This is a genomic window from Ruegeria sp. BC1 (assembly GCF_056539305.1).
On the sequence record NZ_JBQFUT010000013.1, the window covers coordinates 71703 to 87599 of the forward strand.

The 15897-nt window shown below is 59.7% G+C and carries 15 protein-coding genes; 8 read left to right on the plus strand and 7 right to left on the minus strand.

Going from position 1 to position 15897, the window contains the following annotated elements:
• Positions 1–6: 6 nt before the first annotated feature.
• The 3 genes from ACR0IY_RS20800 to ACR0IY_RS20810 all read right to left on the minus strand — a co-directional run bounded on the left by ACR0IY_RS20800 (position 7) and on the right by ACR0IY_RS20810 (position 2709).
• Positions 7–153, minus strand: coding sequence for a hypothetical protein (locus ACR0IY_RS20800; RefSeq protein ID WP_480676748.1), 147 nt, complete (start codon positions 151–153; stop codon positions 7–9).
• Positions 150–1241 carry a hypothetical protein gene (locus tag ACR0IY_RS20805; RefSeq protein ID WP_480676750.1) on the minus strand — a complete coding sequence of 364 codons (1092 nt, stop codon included), beginning with the start codon at positions 1239–1241 and terminating at the stop codon, positions 150–152. The genes ACR0IY_RS20800 and ACR0IY_RS20805 overlap by 4 nt, the downstream gene beginning before the upstream one ends.
• A 181-nt stretch (positions 1242–1422) precedes the next feature.
• Positions 1423–2709, minus strand: a complete 1287-nt coding sequence (locus tag ACR0IY_RS20810; RefSeq protein WP_480676752.1) for a glycosyltransferase family 4 protein — start codon at positions 2707–2709, stop codon at positions 1423–1425.
• 34 nt (positions 2710–2743) lie between these two features.
• On the opposite strand from ACR0IY_RS20810, the gene ACR0IY_RS20815 reads away from it, so the two are divergent.
• Together ACR0IY_RS20815 and ACR0IY_RS20820 are read left to right on the plus strand one after the other, a co-directional pair.
• Entirely contained in the window at positions 2744–2899 is a 156-nt protein-coding gene (locus ACR0IY_RS20815; RefSeq protein WP_480676754.1) for a hypothetical protein, read from the plus strand.
• A 71-nt stretch (positions 2900–2970) separates the two neighbouring features.
• On the plus strand, positions 2971–4071 hold the full coding sequence (locus ACR0IY_RS20820) for a glycosyltransferase family 4 protein (RefSeq protein ID WP_480676756.1): 1101 nt from the start codon (positions 2971–2973) through the stop codon (positions 4069–4071).
• Between the two features lie 7 nt (positions 4072–4078).
• Here the strand turns inward: ACR0IY_RS20820 and ACR0IY_RS20825 are convergent, their stop codons facing one another.
• On the minus strand, positions 4079–4999 hold the full coding sequence (locus ACR0IY_RS20825) for a glycosyltransferase family 2 protein (protein WP_480676758.1): 921 nt from the start codon (positions 4997–4999) through the stop codon (positions 4079–4081).
• Complete coding sequence (locus tag ACR0IY_RS20830; protein WP_480676760.1) at positions 4999–6051, minus strand: Gfo/Idh/MocA family protein; 1053 nt, start codon at positions 6049–6051, stop codon at positions 4999–5001. Before ACR0IY_RS20830 ends, ACR0IY_RS20825 begins: the two co-directional genes overlap by 1 nt.
• 148 nt (positions 6052–6199) lie before the next feature.
• Between ACR0IY_RS20830 and ACR0IY_RS20835 the strand changes: the two genes are divergently transcribed.
• The 4 genes from ACR0IY_RS20835 to ACR0IY_RS20850 all read left to right on the plus strand — a co-directional run bounded on the left by ACR0IY_RS20835 (position 6200) and on the right by ACR0IY_RS20850 (position 10670).
• On the plus strand, positions 6200–7285 hold the full coding sequence (locus ACR0IY_RS20835) for an NAD-dependent epimerase/dehydratase family protein (RefSeq protein ID WP_480676762.1): 1086 nt from the start codon (positions 6200–6202) through the stop codon (positions 7283–7285).
• A 44-nt stretch (positions 7286–7329) separates the two neighbouring features.
• Complete coding sequence (locus ACR0IY_RS20840; RefSeq protein ID WP_480676764.1) at positions 7330–8505, plus strand: glycosyltransferase family 4 protein; 1176 nt, start codon at positions 7330–7332, stop codon at positions 8503–8505.
• Between the two features lie 219 nt (positions 8506–8724).
• Positions 8725–10095 (plus strand): nucleotide sugar dehydrogenase, encoded by a 1371-nt coding sequence (locus ACR0IY_RS20845; RefSeq protein WP_480676765.1) that lies wholly within the window; start codon positions 8725–8727, stop codon positions 10093–10095.
• Positions 10096–10466: 371 nt separating this feature from the next.
• The gene (locus ACR0IY_RS20850; protein WP_480676767.1) at positions 10467–10670 is read left to right on the plus strand and encodes a hypothetical protein; all 204 of its coding nucleotides are present in this window, start codon (positions 10467–10469) and stop codon (positions 10668–10670) included.
• A gap of 4 nt (positions 10671–10674) precedes the next feature.
• Here the strand turns inward: ACR0IY_RS20850 and ACR0IY_RS20855 are convergent, their stop codons facing one another.
• On the minus strand, positions 10675–11682 hold the full coding sequence (locus ACR0IY_RS20855; protein ID WP_480676769.1) for a replication initiator protein A: 1008 nt from the start codon (positions 11680–11682) through the stop codon (positions 10675–10677).
• 402 nt (positions 11683–12084) lie between these two features.
• Between ACR0IY_RS20855 and ACR0IY_RS20860 the strand changes: the two genes are divergently transcribed.
• Positions 12085–13497, plus strand: a complete 1413-nt coding sequence (locus ACR0IY_RS20860; protein ID WP_480676771.1) for an AAA family ATPase — start codon at positions 12085–12087, stop codon at positions 13495–13497.
• A gap of 77 nt (positions 13498–13574) precedes the next feature.
• A complete protein-coding gene (locus tag ACR0IY_RS20865) occupies positions 13575–14597 on the plus strand; it encodes a ParB/RepB/Spo0J family partition protein (protein ID WP_480676773.1) in 1023 nt (340 codons plus the stop codon).
• A gap of 27 nt (positions 14598–14624) precedes the next feature.
• On the opposite strand, the gene ACR0IY_RS20870 is transcribed toward ACR0IY_RS20865, so the two are convergent.
• Positions 14625–15680 carry a tyrosine-type recombinase/integrase gene (locus tag ACR0IY_RS20870; protein ID WP_480676775.1) on the minus strand — a complete coding sequence of 352 codons (1056 nt, stop codon included), beginning with the start codon at positions 15678–15680 and terminating at the stop codon, positions 14625–14627.
• Between the last annotated feature and the right edge of the window lie 217 nt (positions 15681–15897).

The following is a 15897-nucleotide window of genomic DNA, read 5'->3' on the forward strand; positions in this document are numbered from 1 at the left end:
GCGCTGTCAGAACTTCTGATAGCGAAACAGGCGAACATCTCCGGCCAGGGTCGCCATCTCGGCCAGCGCCAGTGTCAGAAGGCACCCCAGCACGATCCCTTGGCCGACTTGTCCGACGAAATGCCAATCAATTCTGAAATGCTTTTTGTTCATGACTCCCCCTGGGCTGAGCTCAAGGATGCTGCGATCGCATCCGAACATTTCAGGCGCGCTTCATCGTTTCTGAGGTGACCTTCAAAATCCAGAAACTCACCTTCTTCAAAGGTGGTGTGGTCCTGAATCGAAAAATATGCGGCGTCGCTGGCTTCTGCGAAATCGCGCAGATCTTTCTTGAAGGTCTCAAACAAGGCCTTTCCAGCCGGGATCCCGTACCATCCCGGATTGATGGGCGCTTGCGTCAAAATGAAGGATGTCCCGCTGCGGGCGCTCTCTCGGTCCATCATCCGTTGCAGGATCTCAAAATTTTGCGTTTTCGATTTCTCGTACCCTTCGGCCATTATTTCTATTTGCGCCTTCTCTTTGGCGCGAAACTCATCATTGTCCACAATATCAACCCAATACTCTGTCAACGGGTCAGCGGGTTCACGACCGCCACGGAGCAGGTTGATCAGGACCTCTTTCTTGCGGGACAGAAAGAATTTGGCATTTGCCAGGGCGTAAATGTCTGAGTGTACCGGAACGTCTATATCGAAAAGCCCGGCTTCGTCTTCCAGCACCTCTGAATGGAACGCGAAACGCGGGTGTTTGAGCGCCTCAGCCACGACGCTGTCATCCACGTCCGCAATCGGCTTGCGGAACATGTTAACGCTAAGACCAACAATGACGACACTGTCAGGCGGGAAATCGAGTTCTGCCAGAATTGCAGCCATCTCAACGGTCGATTGATCCGGTGTCGCCAGGTTGAGAACATTGTATTTCTTGCCTGTTTTCGCGCCAACAAGACCATCCAGATCCAATGCCTCATTGACGCAAAAGATCATGGTCGACGCCCCCAGTATCGCAGCGGTGGGGCGATCAGAGGGAACGCCGCTCAATATCCGGTGACTGACCAATGTGTGCCGGTCATAGGAATCCACCATAAAGAGCTTATAGGTATCTCCGGTCAGGAGCCGGGGTCCGATGAGGATCGCCGAAAAAACAAAAAACACAGGAACAAGCAAAGTGATTACGACCGCGGTCATGGAAGGAACGGTCAGGCCTTTCCAGAAATCGCTCCACCCGCGTTTAAAATAATCGGACATACCCAAATCAACTACACTTTACCAACATGCCGAATACACGCGCGGCACTGCTAAATTGTACGAAGTTTTCAACTTACCTCATACCTATTTCTTTAAATTCAGCGTGGGTAAAACGCCGTTTCCAACCAGATTGACCCGCATCCAGACGCATAAAAACCGTCCGAAATCTTCTTTCCATCACTCAAATCCGGCCCTGCGTGCCCGTCACGGCCCCGACCTCGAACGCGCCGGCCTCCAAGGCCGTGGCCAGCGTTCGGTCACCTTTCGAATGTGCTGCGCGGGCCAGTGCGGCACCATACGCTTCAAGCACCGAGGTCTCGTGCCAGATATCCATGAAGGCCCCGCGCGCGGCGGCACCCTGCGCCTCGCGCCGGTCCGGCTGGTGCTGCAACGCGCGCATGGCGGCGATCAGATCATCCTCGGTTTCAAACAGCGATCCGCCCTCTGCCCGTTCGACGATCTCGGGGAACGGGCCCAGTCGCCGGGCGATCACCGGCGTACCCAGCCGGAAGCTTTCGATCAGGATGATGCCGAAAGTTTCATAGCAGACCGACGGCACGATCAATCCGATCGCACCCCGGTAATAGGCATTGAGCTCTTCCAGTGTTTTACGGCCCAGGAATTTGACCCGGTCATTGCCCGCGGCCTGTTTTTTCAACTCGTCCGCATAGTCACCATCGCCGAGGATCAGCAAATCGGCATCGGGATAGCGGTCAAAGGCCGGGAACACATCCTGCAGCCCTTTGATCTTTTCCAGCCGCCCAACGAACAGGAAATAGGGACGCTTATGAACCGCCGGTTCCGGCAATGCGTTCTGATCGAGATCGGGCAGGAAATAGGGCAGCACCTGCATCTCGTGCCGCAAGCCGAATTCGCGATGCTTGGCACGGCTGAATTCGCTTTTGGCGATGATCAGATTCATATGGTCCAGCGCCCGGTCCAGCGCGCCGGTGTAACGCCACAATTGCGGCGGGCGTTTGTAGTTCAGCACACAGCGCAGGCATTGACGGTCGTCGCACAGTTCGCGCCCGTACCGCCACAGGACATGAGTGGGACAGACCAGCCAGTGTTCGTGCGCCTCATAAACCTTCAACCCCTCGCCCATCGGCAACAGGCCGGGGCCACCGATCAGGGATGCGTTGTTGTGCCAGATGATATCCGGCTGCCGTTCCTCCATAATTTGACGGATGCGGGCGGCGTGTACCACCGGGCGGCCAAACTGTTGGGTCAGAAGGTTCGACATCATGCCATTGCGGCTGCGCAGCCCGATCCGTCGCACCCCGTCGGGGTCGCCCTCGGGCTGGGGTTTGCCGCCAAGGATCAGATAACTGTCTTCGTCATGTACCACTGTCACGTCGTGCCCGCGCGCAACAAGTGCCCGGGCCATGCGCTGAATACCCACCGCGTCACCGCCGAAGGAATAGGGGGGATAGAATGTGGTGAACATCAAAATGCGCAAAGACTGCATATAGATCGTACCGGATTACAAATGACTTTCCGGTATGAAACACGATCCCGGCAACAATCGAAAGGCACAAGCCATGCAGGAAACCGGTTCGTATCCGGTGTTGCGGACATGCTGCAAATACCTGCGGGCTGCAGCAGGCTGTGACCGCAGCATAGGCAAACAAGGCGCACATGCTATGATCGGGAAATAATTCATGAATTTGGCCCGAACACGCTTCAGATGCAGACCGATCCCCCCTCAGACCCTCTTCATGTTGTCGAAATGGGCACCCAGTTCGGAATGGGCGGCATCACCCGGCATATCCTTGGGCTGAGCGACTGGTTGCAGGCGCGGGATCACCGTGTCACCCTGGCAGGCACCGCCGATATCTGGGGCGGACCTGACCAGCAGCCGGATTTCCTTGACCTGCCCACACGCTATGTCGCGGGCGACGGCGGCAGCATCGCCAACCGGTTGCGCCATACGGCAAGTGCCGCCTGGCGGTTGCGGCGCTGGCTGACCGCCAATCCGGCCGATCTGATCCATTGCCATGAATCCGCGCCTGCCCTGGTCGCCAATCTGGCCCGCACCGGGCGGCGCATTCCGGTTGCCGTCACCTATCACGGGTCGGAACCCGAACGGATTGCTGCCTTTGGCCGGATTGCCGCGAAATGCGATCTGGTGATCACGCCCAGCCATCGTTCAGCCGAAGATCTGGCCACCATCGGGAATGTGCCGCAGGACAAGCTGAAGGTGATCGGCCTGGGCGTCTCTCCTCCACCCGAGGACAGCGCGGAAGAGATTGCCAGCCTGCGGGCCGAACTGTTGGGGGACGGCGACCGGCTGATTGTCACGCTGGCCCGCCTGCTGCCGCAAAAAGGGATCGACATCCTGATCGACTGCGTCGCGCGCATGAAAGAGACCCATCCCGGCTATCGCTTTGTGGTCGCGGGCGACGGACCGGATGAGGCACAATTGCACGCGCTGGCGCAGGAAAAGGGGCTTGGCAAACACCTGCACTTCATGGGGCGCACCGACAAGCCGATCCGGTTGTTGCGCGCCGCCGACCTGTTCCTGCTGACCTCAAGATGGGAGGCCCTGCCCTTCACCATCGCCGAGGCGTTTCAGGCCGGAACCCCCGCCGTGGCCACCGCCTGTTCCGGGGTGGTGGAACTGATCGACGACAGCGTGGGCGCGGTCGTGCCCATCGGCGATATCGACGCCATATGTGCGGCGGTCGCGGATGTTCTGTCAGACGAAAGCCGCCGCCAAACCCTGGCCGAGAACGCCTTGAAACGCAGCCGCGAGGATCGGTTCGACCCGGATTGGGTGCACCGGCAATTCGAAAAGACCTATTGCGATCTGGCAGGCCGCCAGAGGTGACCGCAGATCAGGGACGTTTGGTGATATAGCCCCAGACCTCGCCCAGGGTCCACGCCGTCGACAGCAGCATGACATAGGGCAACGCCTTGAGATAGCGCATCCCCCGCCCCTTGCTGGCCTGCAGCTTATAGTGGCGCACCCAGAGCAATGGCGGGATCAGCGGGCCGGCCAGGATCAGCATCAGACGCTTTGCGTTGCTTTGGTTGCGCACCCGGATTTCACCAAACAGGCGGCCCCAGTCGAACCGTTCGGGCAGCAATTCGCGAAAGGTCGCCTTGGGGCGGTGGTGATGCACAACGACCTCGTTCGACAACCACAGCTGTTCGCCCTGTTCGATCAGGTACCAGTGCACGATCGGTTCGTGATAGCGGTCCTTCCACAGGTGCTGCGTGTCATCCAGCGCCTTGCGGCTGTAGGTCAGGTTCACGTCAGACACCCAGTCCGCCGGGCCGGTCTCGAAAGGGCGCCCGTAGCGGCCAAAATCCGTGACGTAAAAGGCCCAGTTCAGTGGGCTGACCGGCTCCATGCATTCAATCGCGCCGCCGATCACGTTCTTTCCGGTCTCTGCATAAAGCCGCACGATGGTGCGCGCCCAATCGGATTGCGGCAGGCCGCGATCTTCGAGAATGCCGATGATGTCGCCCGTGGCCGCAGCCAACCCGGCGGAACGGCGACGATCATAAAGCTCGTGCTTGCCCGCCTCGGACGTGATCGGGCGGATGGGCTCGATCACGCCAAGGTCCAGAAACCGCACCTCGGGGTAGTCATCGGCGTATTGGGCAACATCCGCCACGCTGGCGTCATAAGGGATGATCACATCCAGCGGGGGCGGGTCATCGAAACTGCGTACCGCTTCAAGGAAATCGCGCACATAGCTGCCGCCTTGCACGATGGTCAGAACGATGGAAAGGGTCGGATCGCCGCTCATCAGATTTTCATGTCCCCAAGATTGTCCAACTCAACCGGCTGACCGCTGCGCGTGCTTTCCGGCACAGCCGCCGCGATCTCGACCGCGCGCAGGCCCGCGTGGCCGTCTGCACAGTTCAGACCGGTTTCACCGCGGGTCAGACGGATGAAATCGGCCAGTTCCTCACCGAAGGAGAGGATGGCGGTCGATTTCCAGGATTTCAGTTTCTCGCGCACCATGATTTCAGGATAGAGCTTGCGCACCTTTTTGGGCGCGCCACCGGGCTTGTCCATGGTGATGACAAGGCTCTGCATCGGCGCATAAGCCCCACGCACCATACCGCGCGAGCCATAGACCTCGATTACACTCTGATAGCCTTTCCAGTCATTCCAGCAGGCCTGATAGATTGCCGGAATGCCATCGGGGTTCTTGAAGATCGCCACAGCGTTGTCTTCGGACCCCGGCACATTCCAGACGGCGTTGGTGGCCACGCCGTAAACGCTGGTAATCTCGCCCAGAATGAAACGCGCCATGTCGGACATGTGGATGCCCACATCCCACAGGGCACCGCCGCCGGAAAACTCGGCCTGATATTCCCAATCATGGGTGAAGTGTCCCAACCCGTCATGCCCGCCATAGACGCGGACATGGTCGATCTCTCCGATCTCACCGGATGCTGCCACCTCTTTCACATGCGCGAATGCGGGGTAGTAACGCATGTTGAATCCAGCCCCCAGGGCCTTGCCCGCCTGTTTTGCGGCATCGACGATCCGCCTTGCGCCCTCGACCGTCGGAGCCAGCGGCTTTTCGGTCAGCACATGCAGCCCCTCGTCAAAGGCGCGCGCACACAACGGTTCGCGCACATGCGCCGGGGTTGAGACCACCACCGCATCCATCGGCGTGGCAAAGAACCGGTCAAGGTCGGTGAAAGCCGGTGCCCCCTCGGCCACGGCCACAGCCCGGTGGAACTCCAGATCCAGGACCGCCGCCAGTTCGGCATCAGGAGACTCGTGAATGTTCTGAACCCGCATCTGGCCGATCTTTCCGGCTGCACCGATCACACCGATCTTCATTCAATTCCTCATTAACAATCGCGGGTGCCAACAGGGCTACACCCGGCATCTTTAACAACAATTCACCTTCAAGCGGAGTAGCACAGGCCCGGCCTCCACGCTAGGTTTCTGAAAGGCAGCACCTGCCGACCAAAAGGGACATGAGTTTGTGAACGTCGCCGGATTGGAACACCTGAAGGGCAAGACCGTCTTCGTGACCGGGGCGACCGGGTTCGTCGGTAAGCGGCTTGTCCCGGCCCTGCTTGAGACCGGTGCCAAAGTCACCGTCCTGCTGCGCAGCCGCCACGGCGCGCACGCGCTTGAGGCGATGGGTGTGCATGTGGTGACGGGCTCGCTTGGTGACAGGGCTGCCATGGAAACCGCCCTGCGGGATCAGGACGTGCTGTTTCATCTGGCCTATGACATGCGCGCGCCCGCAGCTGACAACCTTGCCACCTTCGACGCCCTCATACAGACCACTGAGGCCGCAGGGGTCGGGCGGATCGTCCATATCAGCTCGATCGTCGTTTATGACGGCTGGCCGCAAAACGACCTGACCGAGAGTAGCCCGCTGTCCCAAGCTGGTGGCACACCGTACCGGCAGGCGAAAATGGCAATGGAACAGGCTCTGATAGAGGGGAATTGCCCGGTTGCGATCCTGCAACCGACCCTGGTTTACGGCCCCGGTAGCATGCTGTGGACCGACCGGCTGGCGGATTGGATGGCGGCGGACGGCGTGGTGCTGCCAGAGCCCGAGGGGTTGTGCAACGCGGTGTTTGTCGATGATCTGGTTCAGGCCATGCTGCGTGCCGCAGCGTTGGACGATCTGGGGCAGGAACGGTTCATTATTTCGGGCGCTGAGCCCTTTGCATGGTCAGATCTGCTGACCGGCTACGCTGACGTCATCGGCAAAGGCATTGTTCGTCATGTTCCACTTGCAGATCTCGCGGTCCGGTTGCCGCCCGAAGAACCCGGCGAAATCCCCGACTCGCCACCGCTGGCGGCACGGATCAGCGCCGCCGCAAGGGGCTGGATCGGCCGCGAGCGGTTCGAAAAGATGGTGCAAATGGTGAAACGGCGGCTGCCGCAGCAGGGTGAGTATTATCCGGATCGCTATATGCTGGAGCTGTTCTCGACCACCGCTCAGTGCCGGATCGACCATGCGCGTGCCAGACTGGGCTATGCCCCGGAATACGACCTCGCCTCGGGGTTGGATGCCACCCGGTCCTATCTATGCGCAAGATATGGAAAGTAGTTTACTTGTAATTAGTTACCGCATTTTAGCAGGGATAAAGACCTTTGACCCACATCGCCATTGACGCAACACCTTGGGAAAACGAACGCGGCTTTGGCCGGTTCACCCGCAATCTGGTCGCCGCTCTGGCCGCCCGCGATACCGGCTTTCGCTATACGCTTCTGTTCGACCAGGAACCGACACGGCCCGTGCCTGATGGGGTCAAAACCCTTGTTGCAGGGTCTGAATTGTCGATGTCCGAGGCGTCTTCCGGGGCCAAAGCCCGGGGCGGTGCCGATCTGTTCACGATGGCCAAAGCCGCGCGCAGTATCGACTGTGATGTCTTCTTCTATCCGGCGGTTTATTCCTATTTCCCCCTGCCCGCCCGACGCCCCACCGTGATTTGCTATCACGATACGATCCCCGAGCGTTTTCCCGATCTGATCTTTCCCAAACAGCTGAATTTCCGCCTGTGGCAGGCCAAATGCTGGCTGGCCAAGATGCAGGCGACCCGGGTGATGACAATCTCGGAAGCCTCGGCAAATGACCTGACGCAGATCCTGCGCATTCCCCGCGACCGGATCGACACGATCACCGAAGGGGCCGAGGGTATCTTTCAGCCTATTCATGAAAATCAGGCTCTAACAAAGGCCAGACAGGCCTATAACATCCCCCCCGATGCGCCGCTGCTGGTCTATCTGGGCGGGTTCAACCGGCACAAGAATGTGCTGCGTCTGATCGAAGCAATGCCTCGGATTCTGGAAAAGGTGCCGGAAACCCGTCTGGCCATCGTCGGGCGCACAACCGGTGCGCGGTTCTGGGACAATGTCGAGGACCTCAAGGCCAGCGCCGCTGCCGACGCGGCCCGATCTGAAAGCATCGTGTTCACTGGCGAGATCGACGACCCGGAACTGGCTGCCCTTCTCAACACCGCCGATGCGCTGGTTTTCCCCTCGCTCTGGGAAGGGTTCGGCCTGCCCGCGCTTGAGGCGATGTCCTGTGGCACGCCTGTTCTGTCCTCGGACCGCGGCAGCCTGCCCGAAGTAGTGGGCGATGGCGGGCTATATTTCGATCCCCTGTCCAGTCAGGCGCTGGCGGATCAGACCATCCGCCTGCTGACCGAACCCGGCTTGAAAGACGACCTGTCGCAAAAGGCGCTGGCGCGCGCTTCGATGTTTAGCTGGGACAAAGGAGCAGAACTGGCCGAGCAGTCGTTTCGGCGGGCGTTAAGCCTAAAATAATAAAATTGAGCCCCTGACTCTTTTTTGAGCGACCGCCAACAATACGGCTTTGAATCCGAAATTGAGCCCCCTGTGGAAACACGGTACTGCAGTCTGGAACCCTGCCGACAAATATGTTGGATTCGCACCTATTCCCCCCTATCCGTGGAATGGGTTAGAATTTCCGACAGCCATACCGTGAATTGATTTAAGTCTGACTTTGTAAGATCAGGATGGATTATGAACTACGAAACCTCGCACCATCAGTCTCTCAAACAGCTTATCGCGGCGCGCGATGCGCGGGTTGCTGTGGTGGGGCTGGGCTATGTCGGCCTGCCTCTGGCGCTGACCGCCTATGATGAGGGGTTCGATACCACCGGCGTTGACCTCAATTCCGACCGGGTAGTGCGGATCAATCAGGGTGATCAGGTCATCTCATACCTGGCGCAGGATCGGATCGCGCAGGCGGTGGACAGCGGCAAGTTCCGCGCGACGCAGGACGCCAGCGCACTGGCCGAGGCCGATATCATCCTGATCTGTGTGCCGACCCCGCTGACCGAGGCGCAGGACCCGGACATGCGCTTTGTCGCCGCTGCGGCCCAAACCATCGCTCAGCATCTGCGCCCCGGTCAAATGGTGGTGCTGGAAAGCAGCGTCTGGCCCGGGGCCACGACGACTCTGGTGCAGCCGATCCTGGAGGCTGGCGGCCTGCGCGCCGGTTCTGATTTCTTCCTGGCCTTCTCGCCGGAACGCGAAGATCCCGGTAATGACAAGTTCGACACGCACAGCATTCCCAAAGTGGTGGGCGCAGACGATCCGCTGTCGCGGCAACTGGTCGAGGATTTCTATCGCGCCATCGTCACCAGCGCGGTGCCGGTCAGCTCGGCCGCCACGGCCGAGGCGGTGAAACTGGTGGAAAACAGCTTTCGCACCGTCAACATCGCCCTGGTCAACGAGTTGAAAACCGCGCTTGGGGCAATGGATGTCGATGTCTGGGAAGTGATCGAGGCGGCGGCCACCAAACCCTTTGGCTTTATGCCCTTCTACCCCGGTCCCGGCATTGGTGGGGCCTGCATTCCGGTCTCGCCCGCCTATCTGGCCTGGCGCGCGGCGGATGCGGGATCAGACACGCCGATCATCAATCTGGCACGCTCCAGCAACGATGCGGTGCCGTCGATGCTGGCGGCGCGTATGGCTGCGGAACTGGCGGCGCGCAACGGCTCGGCCCTGGCCGAAACCGGGCAACCCTTGGCCGGTCAGCGCATCCTGCTGATGGGCATCGCCTATAAACGCGATGTCGAGGACACCCGCCGCAGCCCGGCGCTGGTGCTGCTGGAAGAGCTGGAGAAGCTGGGTGCCGAGGTAGACTATCACGACCCCTATTTTCCCCGCCTGCCCGAGGGCGGCGAATACCCGCAGCTGGCCGGTCGGGAATCCATACCGCTGACGGCAGAGACCCTGAAACGCTATGCGGCGGTGGCTGTCATAACCGACCACAGCGCCCCCGATTACGATCTGGTCGCGCGCGAAGCCGCACTGGTCATCGATACCCGAAACGTATTCGAAAAGCAGGGGATCAAAGTGACGGACGGACGGCTGGTCAAAATGTGACCCTGCCGGGTTAAGACCCATGATCACAGACGGTCAGGCAACCTGTCAGAGCGATGCTCCGGCCAGTGGAATTGCGCCAATCGGCGAAGCTTCGCACGTTTTGGAGAGACTCCATTGCCATACATTACTGACAGACCTAAGTTACTAAGGAACAAGGTAAGGCATTCTCAGGCCTGCCTAATAAAAGCAGTGTCGAACGAGTAGTGGGGCAAAGCCCCGTCAGGTAAAAATAACCAAATTTTAACCCAAGGTGGTTCAAAGTTTTGCCATGATTTCGTCGCGGAATCAGTTTGGGCGCCTGCCCATGGCATAGACCATCGCCCACTTTGGGTTGCGCTCAGACCAAGGCCAAGACCGGAGGACCGGACAATATGCTGGGAATTATCGGAATAGCCATCCTTGTCGGCCTGTGTGCGGGCGGGATCGCTTTGTACTCCGGTGCTTCCATCCTGACTGCACTCGGGGCGTATATGCTGTTTGGCTGGCTGTTCATTCTGGCTGCAGCTCTGGTGATCGTCGCCGTCAAAGCGTTACGGGGGCGTATCCGCAAACACAATCACGCCTATTCCAGCTGAGCCTCTAATCCCGTCCGGAGACCCTTTTCGCCACATACCCAAGAAACGCCCGCTGCGGATTTCTGATCTGTGGACGTCCTGACGCCGCCCAGTAGGCCAGCCAGTCCGCCTCAAGCGCATAGACATCCCGGCCCGGTGCCATCGCCCGGGCCTCTTCCAGGGCCTCTGGGGGCAGAACCGGCTTATCCGGCCCTTCTACCACCTGACCCCGGCGGGAAAACCGGATCAGGTCGCCCGGCTCTTCGGTCATCTCATAGTCGGGCAAGTGATCGGCCGCGATCATGTCGCGGATCATTTTGCGGAACACGCGTCGGGGTGAAGCCGATCCCGATTTCTTCAACAGCACCTCGATCGAGATCCGCCACTCGGGCTGGCGACCGCAATGTTTGCGCGCCAGTTCATAAATCCGCCGCTCAAGCGGTTTGCGCAGACGGAAGTAATCCCGGCTGAGGGTCAGCACCGATTTCGCCAGCACCGCCCGGAACAGCCAGTCGGACAGTTTCACGCTGACGCTGACCATCCGGCCCGCCCGGGTGCGACGGACGATCTCCCAGCTTTCGATCAGGCCGAAACCGGTGGTGGTTTCCTTCTCGCCCGTAACGATATTGGTGGTAATCCGGGTGCCGGCCAGCCGCTCGAACGCCTCGCGCAGGCGCTTGTAGCCGTCACCGCTGGTCTCGCGGTTGGTGGCCACCATCAGATCATGCGCCGTGAGATGCAGCACCTGGCTGACCGCCCGGCCCGCATTGATCGCCGCCATCAGCTGGCTGATGCAAAAGATCAGGATGTCCTTGTCATGGATCGTCGCCAGACCGCGCACCGACGGCGTCACCGTGATCTCGACCCCATTATGTTCGTAATTCAGAATCCGCCGATCCGGCCGGGTCGACAGCGAAAACATCGGATGCTCCATCGAGCCCATGTCTGTCTTGGGCAGCGCATCGAAGATATCGCATACGAAAAAATCACCTGTTGGATGGCGGTCGGGCAACAGCGCCCCTGCCCCGCTCATTTCAGCCTGCCCATATGTTCCTGCCCGAATCTTCGTTCGTGGTTTTATTGACGCCCACCGTAGAGTTATCCACAGGAGGCGTAAAGCCGCCGGATCGTGGGTTCAGAGTCAGTCCAACGTGGGTTCAGAGTCACCTTTTCGTGGGATCAGATTCACTTAAGGTAAAACGAAGCGCTAAAACCTCTTTTTTTTCTTATAGTTATGAGAATCCTTTGGATGCTGTAACTAATAAGATAACAGGATTCTAACAGAACAATTTTTTGCATCGCGCTACAAAACCGCCTTTTAAGCAGCCTTTACCCCTTATTTTTGCTTAGAAAATACAGTCTTATGCTCATAATGCTTTCACATGCCGTCTTTTGTGGTATATTGAGGAAAACATAGCACATAGGCAGGTTTTCAATGCGTGCAGGCACATCCGAGGGGCTTCCTCCGTATTTCAATATCGATCCCGATCTGGCTTATGAAGAGCTTGGTGATCCTACCGGGACCCATGATTTTTCGGACATCGCAGATGCCTGTGCCCGGGGTCGGGCCGACCTGGCAAACCGGGGGCTGGAAGAGGATGGGCAGAAAAAGCTGCGGCTGTTTTCGACCTGGGAGATCACCAAGTATCTGATCCCTGTTGCCCCCGCCCATTTCCGCCGGGTCCTGAAGGGCAACCCGGATTTGCCTCAGGGCCGCTCGGAAACCGAAGGCGGTGCCAAGTGGTTCACGCTGGATGAGGTGCTGCGCCTGCGTCTGCATTTTGCTTCTGAAGGATCCAAGGCCAAAGAGTATCGCCCCTACCGACCCAAGGGGCTGCCCGCCAAGATCGTCTCGGTGGCGAATTTCAAGGGTGGCGTTGGCAAGACTTCGACCTGTGCTCATCTGGCCATGTCGGCGGCGTTGGATGGCTACAAGGTGCTGGTGATTGATCTGGACAGCCAGGGTTCGATGACCTCGATCTTCGGCGGCAAGGTGACTGATGAATGGCAGACAGTGTTTCCCTTGCTTGCCCGTCACTATGCCACCCATCTGCGCCGGGACAATCAGGGGCGGCTTGACCGGGGCGAAGCGCCGCATCCGATTGATGATACGCTGTCCGACGCGCTGAAAGTGCGCAGCGGCGATCTGATCCAGACAACCCACTGGCCGAATATCGACCTGATCGGGGCGCAGTTGAACCTCTACTGGGCCGAGTTCCAGATACCGGTCTGGCGCATGCAGGGCCGCAGCTGGAAACTGTGGGATGCGCTGACGGAGACTTTGGAAGAAGATGGGGTGTTGGATGAGTATGACATCATCTTCATCGACACTCCCCCTGCCCTTGGCTATCTGACCATCAATGGGCTGGCGGCCTCGGATATCCTGCTGGTGCCCATGGGGGCGTCTTTCTTGGAGTTCGACTCCACCGGCCGGTTCTTCGACATGCTCCATTCCACCTTCCAGTCTATCGAGGACGGCGAGAACATGGCCGCCCGTGCGCTAGGACGGCCCGAGATGGCGTTTCAGTGGGATGCGGTGCGCACGGTCATCACCCGCTATGACGGCAGCCAGCAGGCAGAGCTGGCCGGGCTGATGCAGGCCTATCTGGGTCGCACCCTGTCGCCGCACTGGCAGGGCTACACAGCGCTGATCGGACAGGCTGGAGAGCAGGTCAACGGTATCTACGAGGCCGACTACCGCGATTTCAACCGCGAGACCTATGTGCGCGGGCGGGAAACATTTGATGCCACCTATGCCTCGTTCAAGAAGCTGTTGATCGGCGTCTGGCGGGGCGAAGAACTGGCCCAACAAAACGAAGAGGCGGGAACGCCGGAACTGACACTCTGAGCGTGATGTTTCGCGCGCGAAACACATCTGTTGCGTCCCAAAACAGAGTCTGATCCGCGCAGGAAAAGGAGAAACCGATGGCAAAACGCAAACGACTGACCCCTGCCCGGCCGGATTATCTGGCAGAGACCGCGTCGGCTTCCGGGGTGAAATCAATATTCCCTTCAGAGACACCCCGCTCTGCCCCGCCGGTTGCGCAGGTGGCCGGTGCGACCGCCGCACAGGCCGCGTTGGAGGAACTGTCCGGAGAGCTGCGCGCCGCTCGTGCCGAGGGCCGCTTGGTGCAGGATCTTCCGCTGGAGGCCATTGAGGAAACCTATCTGGTGCGCGACCGCATGGCCGCCGATGACGCAGAAATGGAGGCGCTGAAGGAAAGCCTGAAGGCGCGCGGGCAGCAAACTCCGATCGAGGTCGTGGAACTGGAGGGTGGGCGATATGGCCTGATCTCTGGCTGGCGCCGTATGACTGCGTTGCGGGCGCTGGTGCAAGAAACGGGCGAGGATCGCTTTGCAACCGTGCGTGCGTTCCTCAGGCAGCCACAGAGCGCGTCAGACGCTTATGTGGCCATGGTTGAGGAAAATGAGATCCGCGTCGGGCTCAGCTATTACGAACGCGCCCGGATTGTGGCCCGCGCGGCAGAGCAGGGGGTTTACCCGGATGAGGCTGCGGCCCTGCGCGGGTTGTTCGCCTCGGCCAGCCGGGCCAAGCGGTCGAAGATCGGGTCCTTCGTTGCGATCTATCATGCACTGGATGATCATCTGCGCTTTGCCTCGGCCATCCCCGAGCGGTTGGGGCTGTCGATTGCAAAGCTGGTGAAGGATGAGCCAAAGGCTGTGCCAGCCCTTGCCCAAGCATTGAATGAAACCCTGACCGAGTCATCGGATGCCGAGCTCTCAGCTTTGACGCGTGCCGTGGCCACATTGGGGGACGATCGGGCAAAAGAGGCTGCCTCAGAGTCTGAAACGCCCCCCAAGGAAGTGATCGGTGACATTCAACTGAAGCAGAGTAGCAATGGCGCGCAGGTCACCTTGTCCGGTCGTGGGGTCTCTGATGCGTTTCTTGCGGATTTGCGCGGGTGGCTGCAGTCCCGTAGCTCGTGATGTTTCGCGCGCGAAACAGCGTTTCGTTCACCCCAACAAATCTGCTGCCGGGTTTTCGGCAATATCGATGTCATCGTAATATTTCTGCGCCTGGGCCATGGAGCGATGCAGGGACAGCCGCATGGCAGCCTGGATCGGAGCGCCGTCCAGCGCGGCCTGGGTCAGAAACCCCGAGCGCAACCCGTGGGGTGAGGCGAACCCCTCCGGCATCCCGGCCAGTTGCAACCGGTGTTTGACGATCTGATAGATTGCATCCGGTGACAGGCGGCGGTTGAGCACACGATCCGCTTTCGAGACGGGCCGGAACAACGGCCCGTCGATAATCTCTCCCACCTCGATCCAATGCACCAGCGCCTGCGCGGCGCGACCTTTCAGCACCAGGCGCGGGGTCTCGCCTTTTGCCGTTGTCTTGGTCTCCAGCAGCGAAATCCAGATCAGACCTTTCGCCTCAAAGTCCTTGCAGGACACATCCTCGTGCATGAGCCCGGTGATTTCCGAGCGCCGCCGCCCACCGCTGGCCCAGGCCAGCATCAGGATCGCCCGGTCGCGGCAATCGCGACGCGTGCCCCGGCAGGTGGCCAGCATCTGTTCGAGAATATCCCGGGTGATCGGGTGCTGCGACTTTGGGGCAGGGGGCCGGGCTGCGGCACGGCGGGCCTTGGCCCGGGCCTGTTTCACTTGGCTAGCGCTAAACGGGCCGGAAAGGTTTTTCATCCGGTGAAAGGCCAGCCAGGAGGCAATACGCCGATCCAGCGTCGACGGGGCCGGGCAGGCCAGCGATCTGCGCAGCCCTTGCGTGATCAGCGCCTCCGCAGCCTGACGCGCACGGTCCTCGGGCGGGGCATCTCCGAGATCGCGCGCGTGATCGAGGATGAAGGCCAGCGCCGTGGCCTCACTTTCGGGCCAGTCCAGCGCCGCGCCAAAGCGCGCTGTTTTCCAAGCGGTGATGTAGAGCAGATCGCGCTCATAGGCGCGCAGCGTGTTGGCGGGTGTGCCGCGAATATAGAGATCCGTGAGCGCCTCCTGATCCTTTGCCGAGAGGGCCGGGGAGGGTGCGGGAAGATAAGGGGCAGGGGGCTTCATACCCCGCATTCTGCGCGCGCGTCCCTGAGAAATCAATCATTCATGATAAGGGATACTTATCGGGTATTATGGTGATTTGAGAATGAGGCAGGTGTAATGTTCCAAAAAGCCTACTTTTGCTCATTATGGGAAGAGGGCATTTGACTATAGGATTTATTTGGGGATCTGTCGCAAACTTTTGACCATTGATCTTTGTGGCGTTAGCGCCTGTGTGGCA